This is a genomic window from Gordonia sp. LMA484 (genome assembly GCF_058129505.1).
In genome coordinates this window covers 122,718-147,057 of sequence record NZ_CM176700.1, presented here as the reverse complement: position 1 = coordinate 147,057, position 24,340 = coordinate 122,718, and the positions used below count along the sequence as shown (strand labels likewise).

Below are 24,340 nucleotides of genomic sequence, written 5' to 3'. Positions count from 1 at the left end.
ATGCGCCGAGATGAAACCCTCAAAGAGATCGACGCCCACATCAGCAGCCTCAGTTCGGCGTCACACTCCAAACTGGCCATGCCCGAGGTCAAGAAGCGACGACGGCAACTGCACACGTGGCGAGCGCAGGCCGAGGTCATCCGCGACGATGATCCCGCTCTCGACGAGATCCTGCGCCAGATCTACGAATCCGATCCCATAGGGTCCTCCGGTCACCACTGACGCCAATCCCGTCCGGCGTCGTCCGCCTCGACACGGTGTGCTCCGCTTTGCCGACTAGTCAAGCAGTGGAACATATTTCAATCTTCTGCAGGCAGTCGCCGGCAAGCCGGCAGCCTTGTGACCCGCCCCGCCCTCTGATAAAACAACGGTGTATTTATAAATCGTCATTTTCACAGCACCATCGTCGGCCACTGGAGGGCAGCCAGGTGACGTACGCGGACAGTTGGACCGAGACACTCCACGATCTGGAACGCCGACGGCAGACGTCTTGGGGGATGGGCGGTCCCGAGCGGCTCGCCAAGCACCATGCCAAGGGAAAGCTCGATGCTCGGGCACGCATCGACTACCTGCTCGACCCCGGAACCTTCCAGGAGTTCGGCACCCTGGTCGGCGGGGACATCGCGGCGGACGCCATCGTCACCGGGACCGGCGAGATCGACGGGCGCCCCGTCCTCGTCGGCGCCGAGGACTTCACCACCTTCGCCGGGACCATCGCGCCGGGCAGCAACTCGAAGCGATATCGACTTGCCGAGTTGGCCTTACGCACCAAGGTGCCGATGATCATGCTGCTCGAGGGTGCCGGTTTCCGCCCCACCGGCGACCATTATGGGCGCACCCCCACCGACCTGCTCGCACAGGCGCGCTGCTCGGGAAAGGTGCCGTTGATCTCCGGGGTCCTCGGCCCGTCCGCCGGACACGGCGCACTCGTCTCGCCGGTCTGCGACTTCTCCGTGATGAGTCCGCACGGCGCCATCTTCACCGCGGGGCCGCCGGTGGTGAAACAGTCCACGGGCGAGGATGTCTCGAAGGAAGACCTCGGCGGACCCGACGTCGCCCTGCCCAGCGGCGTGGTCCACAACGTCACCGACGACGATGAATCGGCCCTCGACGCGATTCGCCGATACCTCTCGTACTTTCCCTCGAGTGCGTGGTCCTATCCCCCGTCGCAGCCTGTCGACGACACCTGCGAACCGCGCGAGACACCCGAGTTGCTCGACATCATCTCGCGGGACAACAAATTCGTCTACGACGCCCGCGACGTGCTCGACGTTGTGTTCGACCGGCCGGACTGGTTCGAGGTCCAGCCGGAGTTCGGCCCGGCCATCATCTGCGCACTCGCCCACCTCGGCGGTCATCCCGTCGCCGTGGTCGCGAATCAGCCACTGGTACTGGCGGGGTCGATCGATGCCGATGCCGCCGACAAGGCGGCCCACTTCATCAGCGTGGCCGACGCGTTCCACCTTCCGCTGATCTTCCTCACCGACAATCCCGGCATGCTCCCGGGCAGCGATTCGGAACAAAGCGGCGTATTGCGCAGCGGCGCCCGGATGTTCACCGCGCAGACCACGGCAACCACCCTCAAACTGCACGTGACGCTTCGCAAGGCGTTCGGATTCGGGTCGATGGTCATGTCGCTGTTGGGTTTCGACGATCAGGTCGCGACGTTTGCATATCCTGGCGCGACGATGGGTGCGATGGGCGCGGCAGCAATGGGACAGGCCGCCAAAGCCGGCGAAGACTTCGCGACGGTGTTGCGCGAGATGGAGCTCGCCGCCTCCTACAACTCCGCCGAGCACATGGGCTTCGACGAGATGATCGACCCGCGCGAGACCCGCAATGTATTGCTGACCGCCCTGCGCCGCGGCCTGTACTCCCGTCAAGCCGCACCAGAGCCCGTGATGCGCACCGCCATAATGCCCTGAGCTCTCGATTCTTCCTCGTCCAAGCGGTTCCGAAGCCCGCTATGGTAAGACATACTGTAGAGGACTCAGAAAGGAGTACCGACGTGGACAAGAACGACATGATCCTGATCAGCGTCGACGACCACATCATCGAGCCGCCGAACATGTTCGCCAACCACCTGCCGGCGAAGTACGCCGACGACGCCCCCCGGCTGGTGCACATGGACAACGGTGCCGACATGTGGAAGTTCCGTGATCGGATCATCCCCAACGTGGCCCTCAATGCCGTTGCCGGCCGCCCCAAGGAGGAGTACGGCCTCGAACCCGAGGGCCTCGACGAGATCCGACCCGGCTGCTACAACGTCGACGAACGTGTGAAGGACATGAACGCCGGCGGCGTGCTGGCGCAGATGAACTTCCCCTCGTTCCCCGGATTCGCCGCGCGACTGTTCGCCACCGAGGACTCGGACTTCTCGCTGGCGTTGGTGCAGGCCTACAACGACTGGCATATCGACGAATGGTGCGGCGCGTACCCCGGTCGTTTCATCCCGATGGCGCTGCCGGTGATCTGGGATGCCGAGTTGTGTGCGCAGGAGGTCCGGCGCGTCGCGAAGAAGGGCGTGCACTCGCTCACGTTCACCGAGAACCCCGCCGCGCTGGGTTATCCGAGCTTCCACGATGACTACTGGGAGCCGCTGTGGCGCGCGCTCGTCGAGACCAATACCGTGCTGTCGGTGCACATCGGCTCGTCGGGCCGGCTGTCGATCCCGGCCACCGATTCACCGCCCGACGTCATGATCACCCTGCAACCGATGAACATCGTGCAGGCGGCCGCCGACCTGCTCTGGTCCAAGCCGATCAAGAAGTACAAGGACCTCAAGATCGCTCTCTCCGAGGGCGGCACCGGCTGGATTCCGTACTTCCTCGAACGCGTCGACCGTACCTTCGACATGCATGCCACCTGGACGCTGCAGGACTTCGGCGGCAAGCTCCCCAGCGAGGTGTTCCGCGAGCACTTCCTCACCTGCTTCATCAGCGATCCCTTGGGCGTCAAGCTCCGCCACCAGATCGGCATCGACAACATCTCGTGGGAGATGGACTATCCGCACAGTGACTCGATGTGGCCCGGCGCTCCCGAGGAGCTCGGTGGAGTCTTCGACGCCGAGCAGGTGCCCGACGACGAGATCAACAAGATGACGCATCAGAACGCGATGAACTGGTACTCCTTCGACCCGTTCAAGCATGTGCCCAAGGAGCAGGCGACAGTGGGGGCGCTGCGCGCCGCCTCGGCCGATCACGACGTCAGCATCCGGGCACTCAGCAAGCATGAATCGAACGCGGAGCAGAAGCTCGCCGCCTGGGAGCAGCAGATCAAGGCGGCCACCGGAATGCAGCGCTCCAAGCGCTGAGCCACCCGCATCCCGCCGACAGAACCCCGAATCTCGCCGACAGAACCTCGGATTGCGCCGACAGAACCCCGAATCTCGCCGACAGAACCTCGGATTGCGCCGACGGAACCCAGGATTGCGCCGACGGAACCCAGGATTGCGCCGACAGAATCCCTCACCGGGTTCCGACGACGCGACCTTGGGTTCTGTCGGCGCGATCTCGGGTTCTGTCGGCGCGATTTCGGGTTCTGTCGGCGCGAACTCGGGTTCCGTCGGCGAGGTTCGGGGTTCTGTCGGCGCGAACTCGGGTTCTGTCGACGCGAACTCGGTTTCTGTCGGCGGTCAGACGGCCTCGGGGATGTCTGCGCGCAGATCCGCCAAGATCTGCATGACCGCGTCGGCCGACAGCGACTTGGGCAACGACGGCACCGCCCGATCGATCACGCCGTCGCAGCGCGTACGGAGACCATCGGCCACACCGTCGACAGGCGCCACCACCGCGAACGTCGCGAGGATCTCGTCGGTGATGAGCGAGCCCATCGTCTCCCACTCGCCGGCCAGCGACAGGTCGTGCAACTCGGTCTGCAAGTCACCCCAACCGTGCAGCTCGAGAACCTTTCGGTACGCCGGCGTCGATCCATAGAAGGCGATCTGGCGGCGAGTGGCGGCCGCCGACTCCGCAAGATCCCGCTCATTCTCACCGGTGACGACGAAGACCGGTGCGGTCAACTGGAACTCGCTGCGATCGCGGCCCGCGCGGTCCAGCCCACGCCGCAGGGTCGGTACGGTCACCTGGTCCAGGAACTCTCGGGTGGTGAACGGATGGGTCAGCAGACCGTCGGCGACCTCCCCACACATCTCGGTCATCCTGCCCCCGACGGCGGCGACGAACACCCGCGGAGCCGGAAACGCCGACGGTTCAGGGGTGAACATCGGGGACATGATCTTGTGGGTGTAGAACCGACCCTCGAATCGCAGCTTCGTGCCATCCCGCCACGCATCCCAGATCGCATGCAGCGCTTCGACGAATTCGTGCATGCGAGCAACCGGGTCGCCCCAGGGCATGCCGAAACGCTTCTCGATGTGCGGCTTGATCTGCGTGCCGAGGCCCAGATTGAACCGTCCGCGCGAATAGTCCTGCAGATCCCAGGCAAGGCTTGCCACCGACATCGGGTTGCGGGCGAAAGCGACCGCGATGTTGGTGCCCAGCTCGATGCGCGAGGTGTGTTCGGCCGCCAGGGTGAGAGCCAGAAAGGGATCGTGATTGGTCTCCCCGGCCCAGCAGCCGTCAAAACCCCGGCGCTCGACGTCGGTTGCCGCGTCCGGCACGCCGGCGAGTCGGCTCGCCACGCCCGAGTCGATCCGTAGGTGTTGCGCATTCATCCGTTCCCCTTTGTCGGCCGCTGAGTTACTGTAAGACCAACAGTAATTGATGCGATGTCGGCCCGACGCCCCATGGCCAGTTCGACTCGCCCGAGGAGGTTCGACATGGAAGTACCGTTCACCTGGAAGGTCACCGGATGGTTCGTGATCGGGTGGTCACCCGAGTTCGAGCAGGGACAGACCCGGGCGCTACGGTACTTCGGCGAGGATCTCGTCGCCTATCGAGACGAGGCAGGCGAGCTGCACGTGATGACCGGCCACTGCAAACATCTGGGCGCGCATCTGGGGCACGGCGGCAAGGTGGTCGGCGACTGCGTCGAATGCCCTTTTCACGGGTGGCGGTGGGGCCCGGACGGGTCCAACCGCTTCATCCCGTACGAGCCCGATCGGCCCAACAAGTTGCTCAAGCTGCGCGTCTACCCGGTTCAGGAACAGCATGGTGTGGTCTACATGTGGTACCAACCCGACGGGAAGCCGCCACAGTGGGAACTCCCCGATCCATTCACCAAGTTCCCGGAGATCACGCCCGGTCCGGAGAGCTACTACCGGATCTATCCGGAGTTCTCCCGCAAGGCGGAGTACGAACCGGTCCACCCGCAGATCGTCGCGGAGAACGGCCCGGACAGCTCACACTTCCGCTACGTCCACGGCGCGTCGGTCACGCCCGTCTGCCTCGACTGGGAGGCCGTTGACAACGAGTGGCGCTTCCTCACCGGATGGCCCGACACCACCAGCGACGATCCGGACAAGATGGCGCTGCGCATCCACAGCCATTTCTCCGGTCTCGGCTACGCGATGAGCGCCTTCGAGGGCGCGCAGAATCATCGGCTCATCTTCGCCTGCACACCGGTCGACGACGGCCACTCCGACCTCTTCTACTCGATCTGGTGGCCACTGGATCGCGATGCCGAATCCGACGTGCCGCCGGAACACATCCGCGAGAAGGTCGAGCGCCGATTCCTGGTCACCGTCTTCGAGGATCTCGGCATCTGGCGCTACCAGAAGTATGTCGAGCGGCCGCCCCTCGCCCGGATCGACGCCAAACCGTATATGGCCATGCGTCAATGGGCCACGCAGTTCTATGAGGTGCCACCGGTCACCGAGAAGGCCGGCGTATGACGACGCGGCTCGCGGACCTGGTCGACCCGGCCCGGACCGCGCTGGTGACGCAAGAGTGTCAGGGGGCGGTGGTCGGGCCCGACTCCGGACTGAAAACGCTCGCCGACGAAGCGCGCCGGGAGGCCTTACCCAACATCGCGCGGCTGCTGAAGGTGGCGCGCGACGCCGAAGTGCCGGTGATCCATTGCCTGGTCCAGCGACGCGACGACGGCCGCGGTTCCAACCGCAATGCCAAGCTGTTCGCGATGGGCCGGGATGCCGTGTCGATCGCGCCCGGCACCCCGGGCGCCGCCCTGTTGCCCGAGTTCGGTCCCGAACCCACCGACCTCGTGTTGCACCGTCTGCACGGTCTCGGGCCGATGGGCGGCACCGACCTCGACGCGATCCTGCGCAATCTCGGGGTGAGCACCGTTGTGGCCGTAGGTGTCTCGCTCAACATCGCGATCCCGAATCTGGTGATGGACGCGGTCAACGCGGCCTATCGGGTCGTCGTACCCCGGGACGCTGTGGCCGGCGTCCCGGCCGACTACGGACAGGCGGTCCTCGACAACACACTGTCGCTGCTCGCCACGGTCACCTCCACCGACGACCTGTGCGGTGCATGGCTGAACCGTTGACCGACGATCGCCGTGGCGCGTCCGTCAGTCACTGGCGGGCAACGCCTTCGATTCCTTGAACCGCAGTGGGGAGTCCCCCACCGACAGCGATCCGGCCCCCGCCTTCGTGACCAGCACCTCGGCACCGGAGTCGTCGACGTAGCGTTTCCCCAGCGTGGTCCCATCGGCGAAGCGGTCATCGATGGGACCACCATCGGCGCCCGTCTCGCCGACCCCCACCATCGCGACGCCCCCGCACCGCAGATCGTCGAGCGAGTCCGTCGCGGCGATCACGATGACCTGGGTGTCGCAGACCTGGCTCTGCAGTCGGGTACCTGTTGTCAGCACCATGTGCTCCTTGGTTGTTCGGGCCGACTCATTCGGCCGGGGCGGGACTGAGTTCATCGACGAGGACGCGCCGCAACAGCTTGCCGGTGGGTGTCACCGGCAACTCCTCACGGAACACGACGCGGTCGGGGGTGCGGGAACCTCGGAGGCGCGACCGGACGAAGGCGCGCAGGTCATCCGGGTCGGGTGCCGTCGCGTTCCGTGCGACGACGACGGCGACGATCGCCTGTCCCCACCGGTCGTCGTCGACGCCGATCACGGCGACCGCGGCGACGTCGGGATGTTCGAGGATCACGTCCTCGAGTTCGGCCGGCGCGATGTTCTCACCGCCGCGGATGATGGTGTCGTCGGAGCGTCCGCCGATGAACAGGTAGCCGTCGGCATCACAGCTGGCGACATCTCTGGTGGGGAACCAATCATCGGCATCGAGGACCGATCCGACGTCGGTGTACTTCCCGGAGACCTGGGGGCCGCGAATGAACAGTTCACCGGTGTGCCCGGGACCCAGCACCGTACCGTTCTCGTCGCGGATCTGGATCTCGATGCCGGGCACCGCCCGACCCACCGACCCGAGGCGCCGTGCCACCGTGGAGTCAGGGTTGCCGTGAGCTTCCCGGTGATCGTCCGGGGTGAGGACGGCGATCGTCGAGCTGGTCTCGGTGAGTCCGTAGGCATTGACCAATCCGACGTGCGGTAGGAGTTCCATCGTCCGGCGCACCAGGGGCAACGGCACTTTGGAGCCGCCGTAGGCCAATGAGCGCAGCGTCGGCAGTTCGATCGGGTCATCGTCGAGCACCGCCACGATGCGGTCGAGCATGGTGGGGACGACGGTCGCGTTGGTGATGCGCTGATCGCATACCAGCTGCAGCCACCGCACGGGGTCGAACTGGCGCAGGTAGACCATGCGCCGGCCGGCATAGATGTTCGACAGCGCCGCACCGACGCCAGCTATGTGGTAAGGCGGCACGCAGATGAGGACTGCATCATCGGCTGCGGCCGAGGCGAATTCGACCGTGCCCATCACGTAGCTGGACAGATTGCCGTGCGTGAGCTCCACCGCCTTCGGCCGAGACGTGGTGCCGGAGGTGAACAGCACGACCGCCACATCGTCGGGTTCGTTGGCGACATCCGACGTCGCGCCATCCACATCGTCGGCGCATACGGCGACGGTGAGCAGCTCATCCGAACGGATCACTGCGCGCCCGGCTCCGCGAACGACGTCGGCGTATTCCGGATCGGCGATCACCACGGGTTCGGGCAGCCGGTCGATCAACTCCCGCAACGTCGATTCGCCCAGGCGGTAGTTCAGCGGAGTGAAGGCACGTCCGGCTTCGGCGGCCGCAAAGATGAGCAGCGGCAGCATGATTCCACCGGTACCGACGTACGCGACGTGTTCGGCGCCGCTCGCCCGGATGCGGCGGGCGGCCGCCTCGGCCTTCCGCTGCAGATCAGCCACCGTGACCTCGGTGTCATCGGAGACGATCGCCACCCGGTCCGGGTAGGCGGACAAAGCCATCTCGAGTAGTAGGGAAACGCTCATGTCGTCACCTCATGGTCGGTCTCGGCGCGGGTCGGCCGGGTGCGAGTTCGCCCGCTGTCGGCGAGTCGCCTGCGCGTCCGACGGCGTGCGGTCGCCAGGCTCAGGTCGGCAAGTCGTCGTGCGCCCCGCCCGAAGGGTTGGACGGCGGTCGACGTGGTCAGCATGAACGGAAGGTCGGAGCCGACAACGGTGCGGCGATGACTGAAGGTGTCGAAACCGGCCTTGCCGTGGTAGGCGCCCATGCCGCTGTTGCCGACACCACCGAACGGTGCCCCCGAGGGGAGCATGTGCAGACCGAACTCGTTGCGCGCCACACCACCGCTGCGCGTACTGCGCAGGTAGGCACGGAAATCTGCGTCGTCGGCACCGAACCAGTAGGTGACCAGCGGTGCCGGGTGGTCGTTCACGTACCCGATCACCTCGGACAGCATCTGATAGGGCCGCACCACGAGAACAGGTCCGAAGATCTCCTCGTCTGCGATTGTCATGGTCTCGTCGACGTCGGTGACGATCGTCGGTGCGATCTTGCGCGTGGCAGCGTCCGGGAGTTGTTCCCCCGGTGGCACAACCGATTCGATACGGGCGCCGCGGTCCCGGGCGTCGTCGATGAGCGAGACCACCCGGTCGAAGTTCGCCTGATTCACACTCGCCGGATACTCGGGATCACCGACCACCGACGGGAAGGCCTCCGCCAGGGTCCGTGTCGCAACGGCGATGAACTCGTCGACCTTGCCATCGGGAACGAACACGTAGTCCGGGCAGATGCACACCTGACCGCCGTTGACCATACGCCCCAGGGCGATCCGTTTGGCAGATCGCTCGATGTCGGCGCCGGGCGCGACCACCACCGGGTTCTTGCCACCGAGTTCGAGGGTGACCGGCACGAGATTCTCCGAGGCGGCTCGTTGCACCAGCTTGCCGACGGCAGGGGAACCGGTGAAGAAGAGATGGTCGAACGGCAACGCGGAGAATTCGGCGGCCACATCGGCACCACCGGTGACCACGACGAGTTCGGTCGGCGCGAAGTATCGCCCGGCCAGCGACTGCATCAGATCGGCGGTGGCCGCGGTGACTTCGGACATCTTGATCATGACGCGATTACCCGCCGCGAGCGCCGCGGCCGCGGGTACCAGAACGAGGTGCACCGGGAAGTTCCATGGCCCGATGATGCCGACCACGCCCAGGGGCGAGGGCTGCACCTCGGCGCGCAGACCGAACGCCCGGCCGGCGCGAAGCAGTGCGGTAGAACGCATCCACTTCGGGATATGCGAGCGGGTGTGTTCGATCTGTGCGATCGACCCGACGATCTCCGTCGACAGCGTGCCCAGCCTCGACTTGCTGCCGAAGTCCGTCACCAGGGCCTCGACGATGGCGTCGGAATTGTCCACCATCATCGCCATCAGACGATCGACCCGATTGCGACGGATAGCCGCGTCAGGCGGTCCGTCGGCGAGAAAGGACTGCCGTTGGGAGTCGAGCATCTGCGACATGTGCGCATGGTCCGTCGGTGCATGCCGGTCGGTTCGGTCAACGATACTCACGGATCGCGCCTTTCATGACAGTTCCAGCGGTCCACCGTCGACCACCGAGCGCAGCCAGCCGAGTTCGACGCCCGCCGCGTCGGCCGCCGAGACACATGCGGCAACGTCCTTGCGCAGGAACGGTGACGCCACCTTGGCGAAGGTGGCCACGTCGCCGAGCAGCTTCACCGATGACAGAGCGTGACTGCGCCCACTGGACAGTTCGACCGCCGACAACAGCTCCTTGGTGCCGATGCCGAGGCGTTCGCCGAGTTCGACTGCCGCAGAGACGAGTTGTGCGTTGGCCGCGAACAACAGGTTGTTGACCAGTTTCAGATTCAGCGCCGTCCCGACATCACCGGTTCGCACCACCGGATCCGCGTAGGAAGCCAGCACGGGCTCGACGCGATCGACGACCGCCTCGTCTCCACCGATCAGAACCGTCAGCTTCCCGGCGGTGATGTCGTCGGCGGATCCACTGACCGGGGCGTCGATGAGAGCCGGCCCACCGGGATGTTCGGCGATCAGCTGCTCGAGGGTGCTCACGGTGCCCGTCGTGTGCGTCACGATCACGGCGCCTGGCCGTGCGTTGGACATGAAACCGTCTGCACCACCGGCGAGTTCGATCAACTGAGCGTCGGAGAACAAGCACAGGATGAGGATGTCGGCGCGGCGTGCGACGTCGGCGATCGAATCGACGAGCACAGCGCCTGCCTCCGACAGCCGCTCGCGAACTTCGTCCCGGCGGGCGTACAGGACGACCTTGTGTCCCGCGCCGAGGAGCCGGTGAACCATCGGTTCACCCATCTGCCCGGCCCCGATGAATCCGATCACCTCAGACGTCGATGTCACTGTCATCCCTTCCACGGCACCGACTTCACATAGCCGCCGGCATCGATGCGCAGCTGCGTTCCGGTGATATACCGGGCGGCGTCGCTGGCCAGGAAGACCACCGCTTCCGAGACGTCCTTCGGCTCGATATAGGGCACCTTCATGGCCTGCATGGCCGGGAACGCGGCCTCGGCTTCCTCCCGGGTGGGATGTTCGAGGTCGGGGCGGAAGACCCGGTACATGCCCTCGTTGTGCAGCATGTCGGTGTTCACATTGGTGGGATGAACGGCATTCACGCGAATGTTCTTCCTGGCCAGCTGGACCGAGAGATCGTTGACGTATCTGGCAACCATCTGCTTGGCCAGACTGTACGCCGATCCACCCGGACCCTGGTTGGTGGCGCTGCCCAGTTGCGCCGCCAGCGAACCGGTGGCGATGATCGACGCGCCCTCCCCGAGGTGGGGAATGCTGCCCTGGATCACGTTGAAGACGCCTGCCAGATCGGTGTCGATGGTGTCCGACCACGACTGCAGGGTCTGACCCTTGCCCATCGGGCAGATACCCGCGTTGGCGACGACGATGTCGAGCCGACCCAGTTGCGCGACGCCCTCGGCGATCGCGGTCCACACCGCGCTGCGCTCCCGCACGTCGGCGATGACGGTGTGGACGCGCACGCCTTCCTTCTCGATGAATCGGGCTGTCTCCTCGAGGTCTTCGGGCCGCGCAAGGGGATATGTGTTGCCCTCGAGGTCAGCGCAGATGTCGAGCGCGATGATGTGTGCACTCTCCGCGGCCAGACTCACCGCGTGCGAGCGCCCCTGTCCTCGTGCGGCCCCGGAGACCAGAGCAACCTTGTTGTCGAGCTTTCCCATTCGATGCTGCCTTTCTACGTATGTGTTCTCGGGACGTTTGTCCGTCCGACTCACGTGGTCGATCGCGGCACTCGGTGTGCAATGGTCTTGGTTTCCAGGTACTGGCCGAATCCTTCGAGACCGCACTGCCGTCCGACACCACTGTTCTTGTAGCCGCCGAACGGCGCGTCAGCACCGTAGAACATGCCGCCGTTGACGCCGAGCGCGCCGGTCCGGATGCGACGGGCCACGCCCAGTCCACGGTCGAGGCTGCCGGACAGGACCGCACCGGCGAGGCCGAATGCAGTGTCGTTCGCGATTCGTACGGCATCCTCGTCGTCGGTGAACGGCATGATCACCAGCACCGGACCGAAGATCTCGTCCTGCGCGATCGCAGCCGAGTTGTCGAGGCCGGTGACGATGGTGGGCGCCACGAAATGCCCGTTCCGAAGATGCTCCGGCAACCCTGCGTATTCGCCTCCGCCGACACGGAATTCGGCACCGTCACGTCGCGCCCCATCGAGCGCGGCGAGAACTCGTCGTTTCTGTGCCGCGCTGATCAACGGACCGACGAAAGTCCCCGGTTCCGCCGGGTCGCCCACCGGGATCATCTCGTAGGCGGCGACCACGTTGGTCACGACCTCGTCGTAGAGCGATCGATGCACCAGCAGACGACTGTTGACCGCGCAGGCCTGGCCGGCATGCGAGCAGGAGCCAACGGCCGCCATGGTCACCTTGCCCGGATCGGCATCCTCCAGCACGATCATCGCCGATTTGCCGCCGAGTTCGAGGAAGGTGCGCTTCATCGTCGCCGCACCCTCGCGGGTGAGCAGCCGCCCGACAGCGGTCGATCCGGTGAACGAGATCAGATCGACCCGCGGATCAGTTGCGAGCAACCCGGCGACCTCGTTGTCCGGCGTCGTCACGACGTTCACGACGCCCGCCGGAAACTCGGTCTTCTCGACGATCAGGCGACCCAATCGTGCGGCGTTCCAGGGAGTGTTGGGATCGGGCTTCAGTACGACGGTGTTGCCGGCGGCGAGTGCGGGACCCAACTTGTTGAGGATGACCTCGATCGGATAGTTCGACGGGGTGATCGCGGCGACCACTCCCACCGGCTCCTGGACAACGGACCGCACATTGCGCGCACCGAACAGCCCGCCGCCGTCGAGGACTCGTTCCCATTCGAAGTCGTCGATCAACGATGCCGGATAGCGCAAGGATTCGGCCAACGGCCAGTCCAGTTGGGCGTCCTGGGTCGCCATGACGGGGCAACCCACCTCGGCGACGAGTTCGGACCGCAGGTCTTCCTTCTCCAATTCGATCGCGGCCTGGAACTGTTCGAGACACCGCTTACGGAGAGCGCGGTTCGTCGACCAGTCCGATTCGTCGAAGGCGCGTCGGGCGGCCGCAATGGCCCGTTCCATGTCGACCACACCGGCCGCCGATGCCACGCCGAGCACCAGATCGGTGGCCGGGCTGCGGTTCTCGAACGTGGCGCCGTCGGCGGCGGCCACCAATGCGCCGTCGATGAGCATCCTGGACTCGGCTCGTGCGGCAGCACGTCGGCCGAGTTCGACACTCGGTGCATCCGTACTATCGACAACTTCGCTCACACCGTGCTCCTGATCTCCGAACTCTGTCGGCTTCTTGTAGTTCTCGGCGCGTCGGGGGTCATCGCGTCAACACCATCGACGCGCACTGCGGACCGAAACCGTTGGCCACCACCGCGACCTCCGCATCGGGCACCTGTCGTTCCCCGGTCTCCCCGCGGAGCTGAAGCACCGCCTCGGCGAGGAAACTCAGGCCGTGCAGCCGCCCCTCGGCCAGCTGCCCGCCGGTGGTGTTGAGTGGCAGCGCACCACCGGGCGCGATGGTATGACCTTTGTCCACCCAGTCGCCGAATTCACCGAGACCACAGATCCCGAGTGCCTCGGTCCAGGAGATGGCGATGTGGGTGAAGCCGTCGTAGAGTTCGGCGACGTCGATGTCGGCCGGTGTGACAGACGCCTTGCGCCACATGTTGTCCGCGCAGGCCCGGGTGCCGCCGAAGACGAAGTCGGGAGTGTAGGTCCAATCGGCGCCGCGACCAGTGCCCATCGAACTGGCATCGATGACCACCGGACACTGCGCGAGGTCCGCGGCGCGCTCGGCAGTCGTGATCACCACCGCGCACGCCCCGGTGACCGGATAGTCACAATCGAAGAGCCGCAGCGGTTCTGCCACGTATCGGGAGTCGAAGTAGTCGTCGACGGTGATCGGGTCGCGGAGTACCGCGCGGTCGTTGAGCGCCGACCATTTCCGCGCACCGACGGAGAGATGTGCGTAGTGGTCCTCGGTGAGGCCGAACTCGGCCAACCGCCGCTGTTTGCGCATACCCATCACCGGGATCACGCCGCCCATCACGCCATAGGGCAGTTCGAATTGTCCCCGGCCGGTCGCCGACGGCACCCGCCGGCCGCTCATCGTGCCCCATTCGCGGGTCACGGATCGGACCACGAGCGCGACGTCGCATGCGCCGGACAGCACGGCCATCTCGGCGCCGAGCGCGGCGGTGATCGCCGATGGGCAGCGGGCGGTGTAGTCGGCGTAGGTGGAGAGGTTGTCGATGCCGAGCATCCGCTGGATGTCCTGGGCACCTTCGTCGCCTGCGTACTCGAAGATGCCGTCGACGTCGGCGACCGACAAGCCGGCGTCGGCGATCGCCGTCCGGCACGCCTCGACGGCGAGTGGCCGGCAGTCGACCCCCTTCTCCCGGTGGATCGAGGAGTATCCGACGCCGACGACCGCTGCGCGCGGCCTGCTCACACCGCGTGATCGCTGACTGGAGGACTCGCCATCCCCTGCCGATGCCTCAGGAGCGAGCTTGGCGTCCCCTGCCAACCGCTCCCTGAGGAGCCCCCGAGCGTGCGAGGAAGCGTCACGAAGGGCCGGCCCTTCGTGACGGCCCTCCGCTAGCGCTCCGGACCTCCTCAGGGACCGGGGAGATACGTCCTCAGCCGCCGGCGCACCGGCCCCCTCCAGGGACCGGGAATCACCGAGCTCGCCATTCTCCACCGCCCCCTGAGGAGCGAGCTTGCGAGCGTCACGAAGGGCCGGCCCTTCGTGACGGCCCTCCGCTAGCGCTCCGGACCTCCTCAGGGACCGGGGAGATACGTCCTCAGCCGCCGCCGCACCGGCCCTCTCCAGGGACCGGGGGGATACGTCCTCAGCCGCCGCCGCACCGGCCCCCTCCAGGGACCGGGAATCGCCGAGCTCGCCATCCTCCACCGCCCCCTGAGGAGCGAGCTTGCGAGCGTCACGAAGGGCTGGCCCTTCGTGACGGCCCTCCGCTAGCGCTCCGGACCTCCTCAGGGACCGGGGTGATACGTCCTCAGCCGCCGCCGCACCGGCCCTCTCCAGGGACCGGGGTGATACGTGCTCAGCCGCCGCCGCTCCGGACCTCCTCAGGGACCGGGGTGATACGTCCTCAGCCGCTAGCGCTCCGGACCTCCTCAGGGACCGGGGTGATACGTCCTCAGCCGCCGCCGCACCGGACCTCCTCAGGGACCGGGGAGATACGTCCTCAGCCGCCGCCGCACCGGCCCCCTCCAGGGACCGGGGAGATACGTCCTCAGCCGCTAGCGCTCCGGACCTCCTCAGGGACCGGGAATCTCCGGACTCCTCCTCGCGAGCCTCGCGAACCGGACGGAACTGCGGAATCCGATGATCCCCACGCGCCTCGAACACGACCTCGAGGGGCATGTCGACCACCAACTCGGACGGCTCGACCTCCACCAGATTCGTCAGAATCCGGGTGCCCGGGGCATCGTCGAGCTCGGTCAACGCCATGATCAGCGGACCTGCATCCGTGTACGCGGGGTGAAAGGCCTGATGCAGCACCGTGTACGCGTACAGGCGTCCCCGACCGGACACCGGCACGGCGATACTGTCACCGACCGGGCCCGTTACTCCCATCGCGACCGGTTCGGGCGGGAACTGCAGCACATCGGTGCCCGCGAACCCCTGCACGACCAGTTCCTCGCGCGCCGCGGCCTCCCAGTAGAACGCGGTCACCGGGTCCGGCACCGGAACCGATTTTTCTACCGTGTCCATCCAACTCCCTCACTCGACGACCACGACCGGATGACTAACTGTAATTCTTACAGTAATATCTCTCAATGCTGTAGTGCCAATCTTTCGGGAGGAACGCGGATGTCCGATCTGCTCACCGGTGTCGTCGTCGTGGAACTCGCTTCGTGGACCTATGTCCCGAGTGCGGGAGTGATCCTGCGCGACTGGGGCGCCGACGTCATCAAGGTCGAGGACACCAGAGGCGGTGACCCGTGTCGCTACCTCACCGTCGGGGGTCTCGATCCCGCCGATTCGCGGGTCAAGGCAAGCTTCATGATGGAGATCGGCAACCACGGCAAACGCAGCATCGCGATGGACATCAAGACCGACGACGGGTTGGCCATCCTGGGCAGGTTGATCGCGAAAGCCGATGTCTTCCTCACCAACTGGCTGCCCGGCCAGCTCGAACGTGCCGGACTGTCCGTCGAGAAGATCCGATCGTTCAATCCGGACGTGATCATCGCCCGAGGCAGCGGACAGGGCCCCCTGGGACCCGAGCGCGACAAGGGCGGCTTCGACGGTTCCTCGTACACGGCGCGCGCCGGGGTCGCCAACGCCCTGATGCCCGAGAACGCCGAGTTCCCCTTCGCCCAGGGGCCCGCGTTCGGCGATCTGCAGGGCGGCAGCACCCTTGCGGGGGGGATCGCCGCCGCACTGTTCGCCCGAGAGCGGACCGGACACGCCGCCGTGGTCGACGGTTCGTTGCTGGCCCAGGGCATGTGGGCCGTCGCGCCCGACATCTCGGCGGCCGACTATCACGGCATCGAACGAATCCCCCCGTACGCGTTCGGTGAGGCACCGAATCCCGCAGTGAACCGATACAAGACCCGAGACGGACGCTGGGTCCAGTTGATGTTCCTCCAGGCCGACCGGTTCTGGCGCGGGTTCTGCGAGCGGATCGGCCACCCGGAACTCGGCGTGGACGAGCGATTCACGCCGCTGGCGAACCTCACCCGCAACCGGGACGAGGCGACCAAGATTCTTCGCGAGATCTTCGCCGAACACGATCTGGCGCATTGGCAGAAGGCACTCGAAGACGAACCCGGCGTGTGGGAGACGATCCAGACTCCGCAAGAAGTCCTCGACGACCCGCAGGCCGTCGCCAACGGGTACCTGATGAGCGTTCCCGACGTCGACGGCAACACCTATCGGACGGTGGGTGCACCGATCCAGTTCGACCAGACACCGCCGAAGCCCGGAAGATCTCCCGAGCACGGAGAACACACCGACGAGATCCTCGCCGAGCTCGGCATGTCCTGGGACGAGATCATCGCGGCGAAGGTGTCGGGCGCGGTTCTCTGACAAGCTCTCCGACAAACGCGTTCGGCCCCGGGATCGGATCGGATCCCGGGGCCGAATGCGGTCATGCAGGTGTCAGGCGCCCGGACGCTGGAACAGCGATGCGACGTCGACGGCCTCGACGTCGACGACGGAGCCGTCTTTCTCTGCGGTTCCCAGCAACGAGTCGTTGGTGCAGATGTTGGGTGCGATCGCGATCGGCTTGCTACCGCACTGATAGTCGGCTCCTGCGTTGAGCGGCAACAGCTTCGGCTCGGTCATGCCGGTCACCTGAGCGGCGACCGACGTGCGGTCGATCGCACCGCTCATCCCCTCGAGCGCTCGCTGGAACGCCACGAGCGAAAGATACGCGGCAGCACCGTCCTCGGCGCCCTGCGCGTCGTACTTCGCGAGCACGGCCTCGAAGACCTTGGTCTCGGCCGCATTCGGATCGAGCGAACGCGACTGTACGACCTTGATCCCCTCGTAACCGCCCGGGATCTGCGATGCCACGTCGGCGTCACCGATGCATTGGCTGACCGTCGTGACCGGTGCGTCGACATTCAGGGTGCGCATCGCCTTGAAGGCGGTCGCACAGAAACTGTCGTTGCCGAGCACGTGAAACATGCCGTCCCCGTTCTTCAGCGCAGCCTGAACCTGGGGAGTCATGTCCGGCGTGCCCATCGGCACCGGGATCAGGTCCATCTCGACGCCGGCGTTGCCGAAGGCCATCGGTCCGATCAACTTGATCGGGCCCGTTGCGATGGGTGCGTCGATGGTCAGGATGGCAACCTTCTTGATGCCTTGCTCTTTGGCGTAGTACGCAGGCACGCCCACCAATCCGGCCAGACTGTTGCTCAGCACCGCGGAGTGTGGACTCGTCAGCGTCGGCTGGCCACCGCCCGAGGAATCCATGAACAGCATCCCGGCCGGCGATGTGATGGCGGTGGTCGCATCCGGGTTCGACGGGTCTCCCGAGATCACCGCGACCGCATCGGAGGCCACCGCCTTGTTCGCGCACTCACGCGCCAGACTGACCTGCGCCTTGTCCTCACAGACGGTGATCGCGAGTGGTCGTCCGTTGATCCCGCCCAGGTAGTCGTTGATATAGGACACCGTGGCGTCGGCGACCTTCTTCTCCTGCGTGTAGGTGATGCCCTGCTCACCGGTCGTCTGGAAAACGACGTTCACCGGGTCCCCGCTCGCCTGCTTCAGCGTCCCCAGGACCGACTCGTCCGGAGCGCCGCCGCCTGACGAGTCACCGTCGTCTCCGGAGCATCCCGCGGCGACCAGCGCCACCGCCATCGCGACGCACGGCAGCATCGCCCACCGTCTGTGTGAGGATTTCACTTCATGTTCTCCTGACATGTAGAGGTTTGAATGTCGAAACAGAGAGCGCGCGAGGCGCATCGGTGGCACACGACGATCTGGTCAGCTCGGGGACTGCGCCGGCTCACCTCCGAAGTAGGCCGAGTGCAGACGATGTGGGTCATCCCGGAGTTCGCCGGCTTCCGCACGCAGAGCGGCCCGGCCGTGGACCAGGACCAGCGCCTCGTCGGCGACCTCGAGCGCGAGTTGGACGTGCTGCTCGACGAGTACGACGGTGGCACCACTGGTGTCGGCTATCTGCCGCACCATCGGTAGCAGGCCCTCCACGATCACCGGCGCCAAACCCATACTCATCTCGTCGATGAGCAGAACCGACGGCTTCTGCACGAGCGCACGTGCGACGGCGAGCATTTGTTGCTCACCTCCGGACAGTGATCCGGCGGCCAGCTTCCAGCGGTCGGCGAGGGCCGGGAAGAGTTCACGCACATCGTTATCCGACATTCCGCCGCGGCGTCGTGCGATCGACAGGTTGTCGGCCACGGTCAGTCCGGTGAACAGCGCGCGGTTGTCCGGTACCAGCACCACACCGGATCTGTTGGCGCGAGCAGGGTTTCCGCTCGGCAGTGGCTTGCCGTTCACGCGAATCCCGCCGCCGAGGCGCGGCAGCAGTCCCGCCAGGGTGCGCAGGAGTGTCGATTTGCCTGCCCCGTTGGGCCCGAGGACCGCGAGCACCGACCCGTCCGCCACGTCGACGTCGAGGTCCCGCACCACCGGCACCTTGGCGTAGCCGGCGATCAGGCCCCGCACCTCGAGGCTCACAGGACCACTCCTTCCGGCGTGACATCGGGTTGTGGTTGTTGCCCGTCACGTGCGCTCCCGGTGCCGAGATAGGCTTCGGCCACAGCAGGGTTCGCCCTGATCTCGGCGGGAGTGCCACTGGCGAGCAGGCGCCCGAAGTTCACCACCTCGATCCGGTCGCAGATGCTGAGCACCAGACTCATGTCGTGTTCGACCAGCAGGATCGTGACGCCGGTGTCCCGGATCATCTTGAGCCGCTCACCCAGCCAGGCGCTCTCGTTGCTGTCGAGGCCGCCGGCCGGTTCGTCGAGCAGCAGGACCCGCGGCCGCCCGGCCAAGGCCCGGGCGATGGACACCAGCTGCCGCTGTCCTTGTGAGAGTTCACCCGCCGCCACGTCGCGGACCTCGGCCAGTCCGAGCGTCGCGAAGATCTCGTCGAGGTCGGCTTCGTCGGCGCCGAGCGACAAGCCGCGTCCGGATAGACCGACGAGTATGTTCTCGCGGACGCTCAGGTCCTCGTACAGCTCGATCGCCTGAAAGGTGCGGCCGAGCCCCGCCCTGATACGCCGGTGGGACCGCATCCCGTCGATCTGCTCGGACCCGAGGGTGATGATCCCCGACGACCGGGCGAAACCGCTGATCGCGTCGATCAATGTGGTCTTCCCGGCCCCGTTGGGACCGATCAGACCGACGATCGCTCCCCGGCGAACCGAGAAGCTGACGTCGTCGACCGCGAGGACGCCTCCATATCGCACGGTGACACCGGTGAGAGACAAGATGGGCTCGCCCATCTCGACACGAGCGGAGTCACTCGGGGCCAATGGTTCCGACACCGCCGAACCCGTCGGCGTGGCACCCGGGCCGCTCCCGCGCCTGCGTGCCAGCGCCGCGTGCACGGGCCCGACGACGCCCTCCGGGTTGAACAGAACCGTCACGATCAGCGCGAGCCCGACGATGACCTGGTAGTACTCACTGCCGCCGAGCGCCCGGTCGAGCAGTAGGTAGAACACCGCGCCCATGCCGAGAAACCCGCTCAGGATGCCCCCGGAGATGGAGGTGACCCCGGCCAGGTAGACGGTGGCGAAGAACGTGACGCCGATGATCACCGTGAACGGCTGAAACGACACGTTGGTCTGCTGATAGGCGAAAAGGCACCCGCCGAGCCCGGCGATGAACGCGCCGATGGCGAACGCCACGAGCTTGATCCGCACCACGTCGACACCCGACGCGGAGGCCGAACGTTCGTTGGCGCGGACCGCCAGCATGCGGGTACCGAGCCGGCTCCGCCGCAGGAATGCCACGCCGAGACCCACCAACACCAACACGGCCAGGCACAGCAGCCCGAACTGCACACGAGGATAGGCACTGCCCGAACCGATACCGAGGTCGAGTCCGAACATGCTCGGCGCCGGCACGTCCACGCCATCGGCGCCGACGAAGGTGTCGTTGCGGAACCAGATCGCTTCGATCGTGTACGCCATGGTGAGCGTCACGACGGCCACGGTCAGGCCACGCACCCGCAGTGCCGGCAGTCCGATGATCACACCGATCGCCGCCGCGATGAGCGCGGCGAGCAGCGGCGCGATCGGGAACGGTACCCCCCAGCCCGCCGTGATCGGTCCGACGAGGAACGCGCCGGCACCCGCGATGGTCAGCTGTGCGAGCGAGACCTGCCCGGCATATCCGGTGATGACCACCTGAGACAGGCCGATCACCGCCAGGATCATGCTGGTGATGAGCGCCGACCGCCAGTCACCGTCGGCGACCAGCAGACCGACGACCGCGACCGCGGCGGGCACCACGCAGCCCAGGACGATCCGGCGTGGCGACGGCGCATGCCCGAGTTCGGAGACGATCACCGCACCCCGGGACGGCAACGGCCGCGCCCAGGCGACGAGGACCACCAGCACGATGATCAGGGGAACCAGCTCGACGAGTCCGGTGGAGGGCAGCCAATCATAGACGCGCGGAAGATATGTGGCCTCCGACTGCAGCATGCCGATCACCAGCCCCGCGGCCACTGCGGCCAACACCGACGAGAATCTGCCGATGATCGCGGCGGCCAGCGCCGGAACGATGAACAGGGTGTAGGCCATCGGGGTGAGCGGGACAATCGGTGAGATCAGGATCCCGGCCAAGGCCGCCACCGCCGAGCCGACCATCCAGTTGGCCGCGGCTATCCGGTCCGGCGACAGCCCGCTGACATAGGCACCTTCCTCGCTCTCCGCGGTCGCGCGGGTGGCCAGACCGAATCGGGTGAATCGATAGGCGACGGCGAGCGCTATCGCCACGGCAACGATCGTCGCCGCGAACAACACCCGATCTTGTGGTATCCGGATGGAACCGACGTCCCAGATGTCAACCGGGAAGATGGCGTCGACGCCGACCGGGTTGATGCCGACCTGCGCAGCGGTCGCGGCCGCGAAGACGATCATCACCCCGATGGAGGCCACCGCTCTCGCGACGGGAGGCGCAGTGCGCAACGGGCGGAAGACGATCAGATAGAGCGCGAGGCCGAGCACCGCGCACACGATCACCGAGATGAGAGCTGCGACAAAAAACCCCGGGTCGCCGCCCACGTCGATCGTCTTGGGGAGCCCGGGGATGAGCAGGACGAGTTCGCCCTCGCGAAGAAAGGCGTAGATGTAGGCCCCGCACAGTGCGATCGATCCGGTCCCGAAGTTGATGACTCCCGAACTGCGGTAGACGATGACGAGCGCCAGCGCCAACGCGGCGAACACCGCGCCCGCACCCAGGCCCAGCAACAGGAATTGGAGGTGGTCGGTCACAGGGCAGGTCCCCTTCGGGAGCGAAAGTACGACGACACCAGCAGCGCAGCCACCTCAGTCGAGGGAAGGGAGCCACGGTACATCGAACGGTAGCTCTAATAGTTGGGCTTTCAGTAGAAAATCACCAAACTTCTCACACCGCCCGTAAACAGTCGTTCGCCCAGCTCATTCCCACGATTTCTGCACAGACACGACGACGCCACCGATCGAGACGCGAGATCTCGGCCGGCGGCGTCGGGGTATCGGGTCCGAGTCGGCTTACGTCGGCGCAGCGGCGCGCGTCTGCGCGTAGCTGGGACGTCCCATCCCGAGAGCGTGCTGAGCGATCATGTTCCGGAACACCTCGAGTGTGCCTCCGTAGATCCCGCACAGCGGCGCCCAGCGGAAGAGGTACTCACTCGCACCGTCGTCGATCGCACCGGAGGTTTCGGTCGGCAGCACCGACGCGGGCCCGAGTACGTCCATCAGCTCGGGCGCGACGTCGCGCATCGTCTGGGCCAACGCAACCCGCCCGTACATGTTGGGCGTACTCAACGACGCCTCGATCCGAGCGACGCTGTGGCCCAGACGGTAGGCAATCGAACCGTCGTCGATGCGTCGCCGCCCATCCGGACCGCGACGCGTGACGATCTCGGACACCGTGTCGACGGTGGTTGCCATGAACGACCCCTGGTGCTGCATGATCGAGACGTCCTCGAGTCCATCGGTATTCGGCTCCGCCACACCATGTTCGGTGTCCAGTGGCCCGCGCAGCACGGTCCACCCCTCGTTCACTTCGCCCAGACGGTACTTGTCGGAGATCCGGACATCGCTGTAATAGACGATGTTCGTCCGGTCACCGTCGACGGTCCACAGCGCCTGGATATCGATGCCCGGCGTGTCCAACGGCACCAGGAACATCGTCAGACTCTTGTGCTTCTTGGCCGACGGATCGGTGTTGGTGATCAGGAAGACATACTGGCAGTTGTGGGCACCGGTGGTGAACATCTTGGAGCCGTTGACAACCCAGTCGTCGCCGTCACGCACGGCCCGGGTCTTGCAGGTCGCGACGTCGGAACCGCCGTCGGGTTCGGTGTAACCCAGGCAGAGCCGCACGTGCCCGCTGAAGACCTTCGGCAGCACCTCGTCGCGGAGCTCCGGCGAGCCGTGGTTCTCCACCGAGCGGGCGACGATCGAAGTGGTCCCCCAGGTCACCCAGGGAACGTGCACGCGCCGCTTCTCCAGTTCCCACAGCCGCCTGCGAACCCGATCGAACCCACCCTGATCCGCCGGCCGATACTCGCGCTCGAGATATCCGGCGGCCCCCATCGCCAGGTGGACGGCCTCGTCGAAGTTGTCTCCGGTCTCACGGTCCCGACGCCGCACGTCGTCGGTGACATGCGTGCTCAGGAACTCCCTGATCTCGTCCAGGAATTCCTGCTCTTCAACAGACAACTGCACTCGTGAAAAATCCATCGTCCGTGCTCCTTTCAGACCGCTGCCGACTGTGCCACGGACTCGGCGGCGGCCCGGTCGGCGATCGTCCGGGCGACCTGCTTCGCCGTGGCCCCCGGGTCTCCGCCGGCAACCGGCCATCCGCGCGCACGAACCAGGTAGGACGTCGCCGCGGCCTCGGTGGACACACCCAGACCGCCCTGCACATGCACGGCCATCGTTGCCGCCTTGGCGGCTTCTTCGGCCATGAACACGAAGACCGCTCCGGTGAGTTCCGGTCGCGCTTGCGGCTCGAAGTCGAGGTACCACGCGGCCTTGCGTGCCAATGCCCGGCCGCCTTCCACGCTGATCGCGATGTTGGCCAACGGATGTGAGATACCCTGCAGCGATGCGATCGGGACACCGTAGGTGTACCGTGTGGTCGCGAACTCCGCGGCGATTCGCATGGTCTGCTCGACCAGACCGACCAGGGCGGCCGCCGTCAGCAGCCGCCACTCGTCGGTCGCTCGTCGATACTCCGCGATCGCTGCGGCGCCCGTGGCCAGTGCGATCCGCTCGGAGGCCGCAGACGGGTCGACCCACGCCATCGGCAGACGACCGAGATTGTCGACCCTGGTGAGAGGTTCGTCAAAGGAGAGCAGGACGATCTCCTCGCCGTCGCGTACCACGACGGCATCGGCGATCGAACCGATCGGGATCAATCGTGGTCCCGATACGGACTCGATCTGCGCGTCGAGTCCGAGAATGTTTGCGCCGGAGAGGAATCGACCGGTCCGCGGATCACCGGAGTCCATCGCGCCGAGACGGGCGAGCAGGCGAGTCGCACAGACGTGATCAATCCAGGGCACGGGCGCCAGCCATCGACCGACCTCCTCGGCGACCAAGGTCAGGTCGACCAGGGTCGCACCATCTCCGCCGACGTGCTCGGGCAGGGCCATCGTGGTCGCGCCGGTGCCGCACAGTCGCTGCCACAACGCACGGTCGATCCCCTCGCCTTCAGCCGCCCGGACGATCTCGATGGTCGAATAGGTCTGGAAGAACTTCGCATAGGCGGTTTGCAGGTCGATCTGATCTGCAGACAAGCTGTAGTCTTCCCTGCGCAATTCGTACCGGTCCATC

General features: G+C 66.0%; 19 protein-coding genes and 1 pseudogene. 6 read left to right on the top strand and 14 right to left on the bottom strand.

What is annotated here, in order from left to right:
- The 3 genes from AC4AMJ_RS00630 (at nucleotide 1) to AC4AMJ_RS00620 (ending at nucleotide 3,313) form a co-directional block, all read left to right on the top strand.
- Nucleotides 1–222: a hypothetical protein gene (locus AC4AMJ_RS00630; RefSeq protein WP_489916625.1), complete on the top strand. Its 222-nt coding sequence runs from the start codon at nucleotides 1–3 to the stop codon at nucleotides 220–222.
- A gap of 206 nt (nucleotides 223–428) precedes the next feature.
- Nucleotides 429–1,925 carry an acyl-CoA carboxylase subunit beta gene (locus tag AC4AMJ_RS00625; RefSeq protein WP_489916623.1) on the top strand — a complete coding sequence of 499 codons (1,497 nt, stop codon included), beginning with the start codon at nucleotides 429–431 and terminating at the stop codon, nucleotides 1,923–1,925.
- Nucleotides 1,926–2,008: 83 nt separating this feature from the next.
- Nucleotides 2,009–3,313 (top strand): amidohydrolase family protein, encoded by a 1,305-nt coding sequence (locus AC4AMJ_RS00620; RefSeq protein WP_489897510.1) that lies wholly within the window; start codon nucleotides 2,009–2,011, stop codon nucleotides 3,311–3,313.
- A 321-nt stretch (nucleotides 3,314–3,634) separates the two neighbouring features.
- Here the strand turns inward: AC4AMJ_RS00620 and AC4AMJ_RS00615 are convergent, their stop codons facing one another.
- Complete coding sequence (locus AC4AMJ_RS00615; protein ID WP_489916621.1) at nucleotides 3,635–4,675, bottom strand: LLM class F420-dependent oxidoreductase; 1,041 nt, start codon at nucleotides 4,673–4,675, stop codon at nucleotides 3,635–3,637.
- A 105-nt stretch (nucleotides 4,676–4,780) separates the two neighbouring features.
- Between AC4AMJ_RS00615 and AC4AMJ_RS00610 the strand changes: the two genes are divergently transcribed.
- Both AC4AMJ_RS00610 and AC4AMJ_RS00605 read left to right on the top strand, forming a co-directional pair.
- Nucleotides 4,781–5,794, top strand: a complete 1,014-nt coding sequence (locus AC4AMJ_RS00610; protein ID WP_489916619.1) for a Rieske 2Fe-2S domain-containing protein — start codon at nucleotides 4,781–4,783, stop codon at nucleotides 5,792–5,794.
- On the top strand, nucleotides 5,791–6,411 hold the full coding sequence (locus AC4AMJ_RS00605; protein ID WP_489916617.1) for a cysteine hydrolase family protein: 621 nt from the start codon (nucleotides 5,791–5,793) through the stop codon (nucleotides 6,409–6,411). Before AC4AMJ_RS00610 ends, AC4AMJ_RS00605 begins: the two co-directional genes overlap by 4 nt.
- A 24-nt stretch (nucleotides 6,412–6,435) precedes the next feature.
- Here the strand turns inward: AC4AMJ_RS00605 and AC4AMJ_RS00600 are convergent, their stop codons facing one another.
- From AC4AMJ_RS00600 to AC4AMJ_RS00565, 8 genes and pseudogenes are all read right to left on the bottom strand, one after another.
- Nucleotides 6,436–6,738, bottom strand: coding sequence for a hypothetical protein (locus tag AC4AMJ_RS00600; protein WP_489901057.1), 303 nt, complete (start codon nucleotides 6,736–6,738; stop codon nucleotides 6,436–6,438).
- A gap of 28 nt (nucleotides 6,739–6,766) precedes the next feature.
- The gene (locus AC4AMJ_RS00595) at nucleotides 6,767–8,278 is read right to left on the bottom strand and encodes a class I adenylate-forming enzyme family protein (RefSeq protein WP_489916615.1); all 1,512 of its coding nucleotides are present in this window, start codon (nucleotides 8,276–8,278) and stop codon (nucleotides 6,767–6,769) included.
- Nucleotides 8,275–9,759, bottom strand: coding sequence for an aldehyde dehydrogenase family protein (locus AC4AMJ_RS00590; protein WP_489918546.1), 1,485 nt, complete (start codon nucleotides 9,757–9,759; stop codon nucleotides 8,275–8,277). Before AC4AMJ_RS00590 ends, AC4AMJ_RS00595 begins: the two co-directional genes overlap by 4 nt.
- A 72-nt stretch (nucleotides 9,760–9,831) precedes the next feature.
- Nucleotides 9,832–10,650 carry an NAD(P)-dependent oxidoreductase gene (locus AC4AMJ_RS00585; protein WP_489897515.1) on the bottom strand — a complete coding sequence of 273 codons (819 nt, stop codon included), beginning with the start codon at nucleotides 10,648–10,650 and terminating at the stop codon, nucleotides 9,832–9,834.
- Nucleotides 10,651–10,652: 2 nt separating this feature from the next.
- Complete coding sequence (locus AC4AMJ_RS00580; RefSeq protein WP_489916613.1) at nucleotides 10,653–11,501, bottom strand: mycofactocin-coupled SDR family oxidoreductase; 849 nt, start codon at nucleotides 11,499–11,501, stop codon at nucleotides 10,653–10,655.
- Nucleotides 11,502–11,551: 50 nt separating this feature from the next.
- A complete protein-coding gene (locus AC4AMJ_RS00575) occupies nucleotides 11,552–13,096 on the bottom strand; it encodes an aldehyde dehydrogenase family protein (RefSeq protein ID WP_489916611.1) in 1,545 nt (514 codons plus the stop codon).
- A gap of 58 nt (nucleotides 13,097–13,154) precedes the next feature.
- On the bottom strand, nucleotides 13,155–14,288 hold the full coding sequence (locus tag AC4AMJ_RS00570; protein WP_489918545.1) for a thiolase family protein: 1,134 nt from the start codon (nucleotides 14,286–14,288) through the stop codon (nucleotides 13,155–13,157).
- A 924-nt stretch (nucleotides 14,289–15,212) separates the two neighbouring features.
- Nucleotides 15,213–15,437 (bottom strand): annotated as a pseudogene (locus AC4AMJ_RS00565) (Zn-ribbon domain-containing OB-fold protein); the annotation flags it as partial.
- A gap of 237 nt (nucleotides 15,438–15,674) precedes the next feature.
- Here AC4AMJ_RS00565 and AC4AMJ_RS00560 point away from each other — a divergent pair.
- Entirely contained in the window at nucleotides 15,675–16,895 is a 1,221-nt protein-coding gene (locus tag AC4AMJ_RS00560) for a CaiB/BaiF CoA transferase family protein (RefSeq protein WP_489916609.1), read from the top strand.
- 72 nt (nucleotides 16,896–16,967) lie between these two features.
- On the opposite strand, the gene AC4AMJ_RS00555 is transcribed toward AC4AMJ_RS00560, so the two are convergent.
- The 5 genes from AC4AMJ_RS00555 to AC4AMJ_RS00535 all read right to left on the bottom strand — a co-directional run bounded on the left by AC4AMJ_RS00555 (nucleotide 16,968) and on the right by AC4AMJ_RS00535 (nucleotide 24,339).
- Nucleotides 16,968–18,221, bottom strand: coding sequence for an ABC transporter substrate-binding protein (locus AC4AMJ_RS00555; protein WP_489916607.1), 1,254 nt, complete (start codon nucleotides 18,219–18,221; stop codon nucleotides 16,968–16,970).
- An 81-nt stretch (nucleotides 18,222–18,302) separates the two neighbouring features.
- Complete coding sequence (locus tag AC4AMJ_RS00550) at nucleotides 18,303–19,019, bottom strand: ABC transporter ATP-binding protein (protein ID WP_489916605.1); 717 nt, start codon at nucleotides 19,017–19,019, stop codon at nucleotides 18,303–18,305.
- Nucleotides 19,016–21,787: an ABC transporter permease subunit gene (locus AC4AMJ_RS00545; RefSeq protein WP_489916603.1), complete on the bottom strand. Its 2,772-nt coding sequence runs from the start codon at nucleotides 21,785–21,787 to the stop codon at nucleotides 19,016–19,018. Before AC4AMJ_RS00545 ends, AC4AMJ_RS00550 begins: the two co-directional genes overlap by 4 nt.
- Nucleotides 21,788–22,045: 258 nt before the next feature.
- On the bottom strand, nucleotides 22,046–23,242 hold the full coding sequence (locus AC4AMJ_RS00540; RefSeq protein ID WP_489916601.1) for an acyl-CoA dehydrogenase family protein: 1,197 nt from the start codon (nucleotides 23,240–23,242) through the stop codon (nucleotides 22,046–22,048).
- A gap of 14 nt (nucleotides 23,243–23,256) precedes the next feature.
- Entirely contained in the window at nucleotides 23,257–24,339 is a 1,083-nt protein-coding gene (locus AC4AMJ_RS00535; RefSeq protein ID WP_489916599.1) for an acyl-CoA dehydrogenase family protein, read from the bottom strand.
- Between the last annotated feature and the right edge of the window lies 1 nt (nucleotide 24,340).

What these genes read in the sequence shown, in the direction of transcription:
- AC4AMJ_RS00630 (WP_489916625.1), top strand. Translation starts at nt 1, where the DNA reads ATGCGCCGAGATGAAACCCTCAAAGAGATCGACGCCCACATCAGCAGC.
- AC4AMJ_RS00615 (WP_489916621.1), bottom strand. Translation starts at nt 4,675, where the DNA reads ATGAATGCGCAACACCTACGGATCGACTCGGGCGTGGCGAGCCGACTC.
- AC4AMJ_RS00610 (WP_489916619.1), top strand. Translation starts at nt 4,781, where the DNA reads ATGGAAGTACCGTTCACCTGGAAGGTCACCGGATGGTTCGTGATCGGG.
- AC4AMJ_RS00605 (WP_489916617.1), top strand. Translation starts at nt 5,791, where the DNA reads ATGACGACGCGGCTCGCGGACCTGGTCGACCCGGCCCGGACCGCGCTG.
- AC4AMJ_RS00595 (WP_489916615.1), bottom strand. Translation starts at nt 8,278, where the DNA reads ATGAGCGTTTCCCTACTACTCGAGATGGCTTTGTCCGCCTACCCGGAC.
- AC4AMJ_RS00590 (WP_489918546.1), bottom strand. Translation starts at nt 9,759, where the DNA reads ATGCTCGACTCCCAACGGCAGTCCTTTCTCGCCGACGGACCGCCTGAC.
- AC4AMJ_RS00580 (WP_489916613.1), bottom strand. Translation starts at nt 11,501, where the DNA reads ATGGGAAAGCTCGACAACAAGGTTGCTCTGGTCTCCGGGGCCGCACGA.
- AC4AMJ_RS00560 (WP_489916609.1), top strand. Translation starts at nt 15,675, where the DNA reads ATGTCCGATCTGCTCACCGGTGTCGTCGTCGTGGAACTCGCTTCGTGG.
- AC4AMJ_RS00540 (WP_489916601.1), bottom strand. Translation starts at nt 23,242, where the DNA reads ATGGATTTTTCACGAGTGCAGTTGTCTGTTGAAGAGCAGGAATTCCTG.
- AC4AMJ_RS00535 (WP_489916599.1), bottom strand. Translation starts at nt 24,339, where the DNA reads ATGGACCGGTACGAATTGCGCAGGGAAGACTACAGCTTGTCTGCAGAT.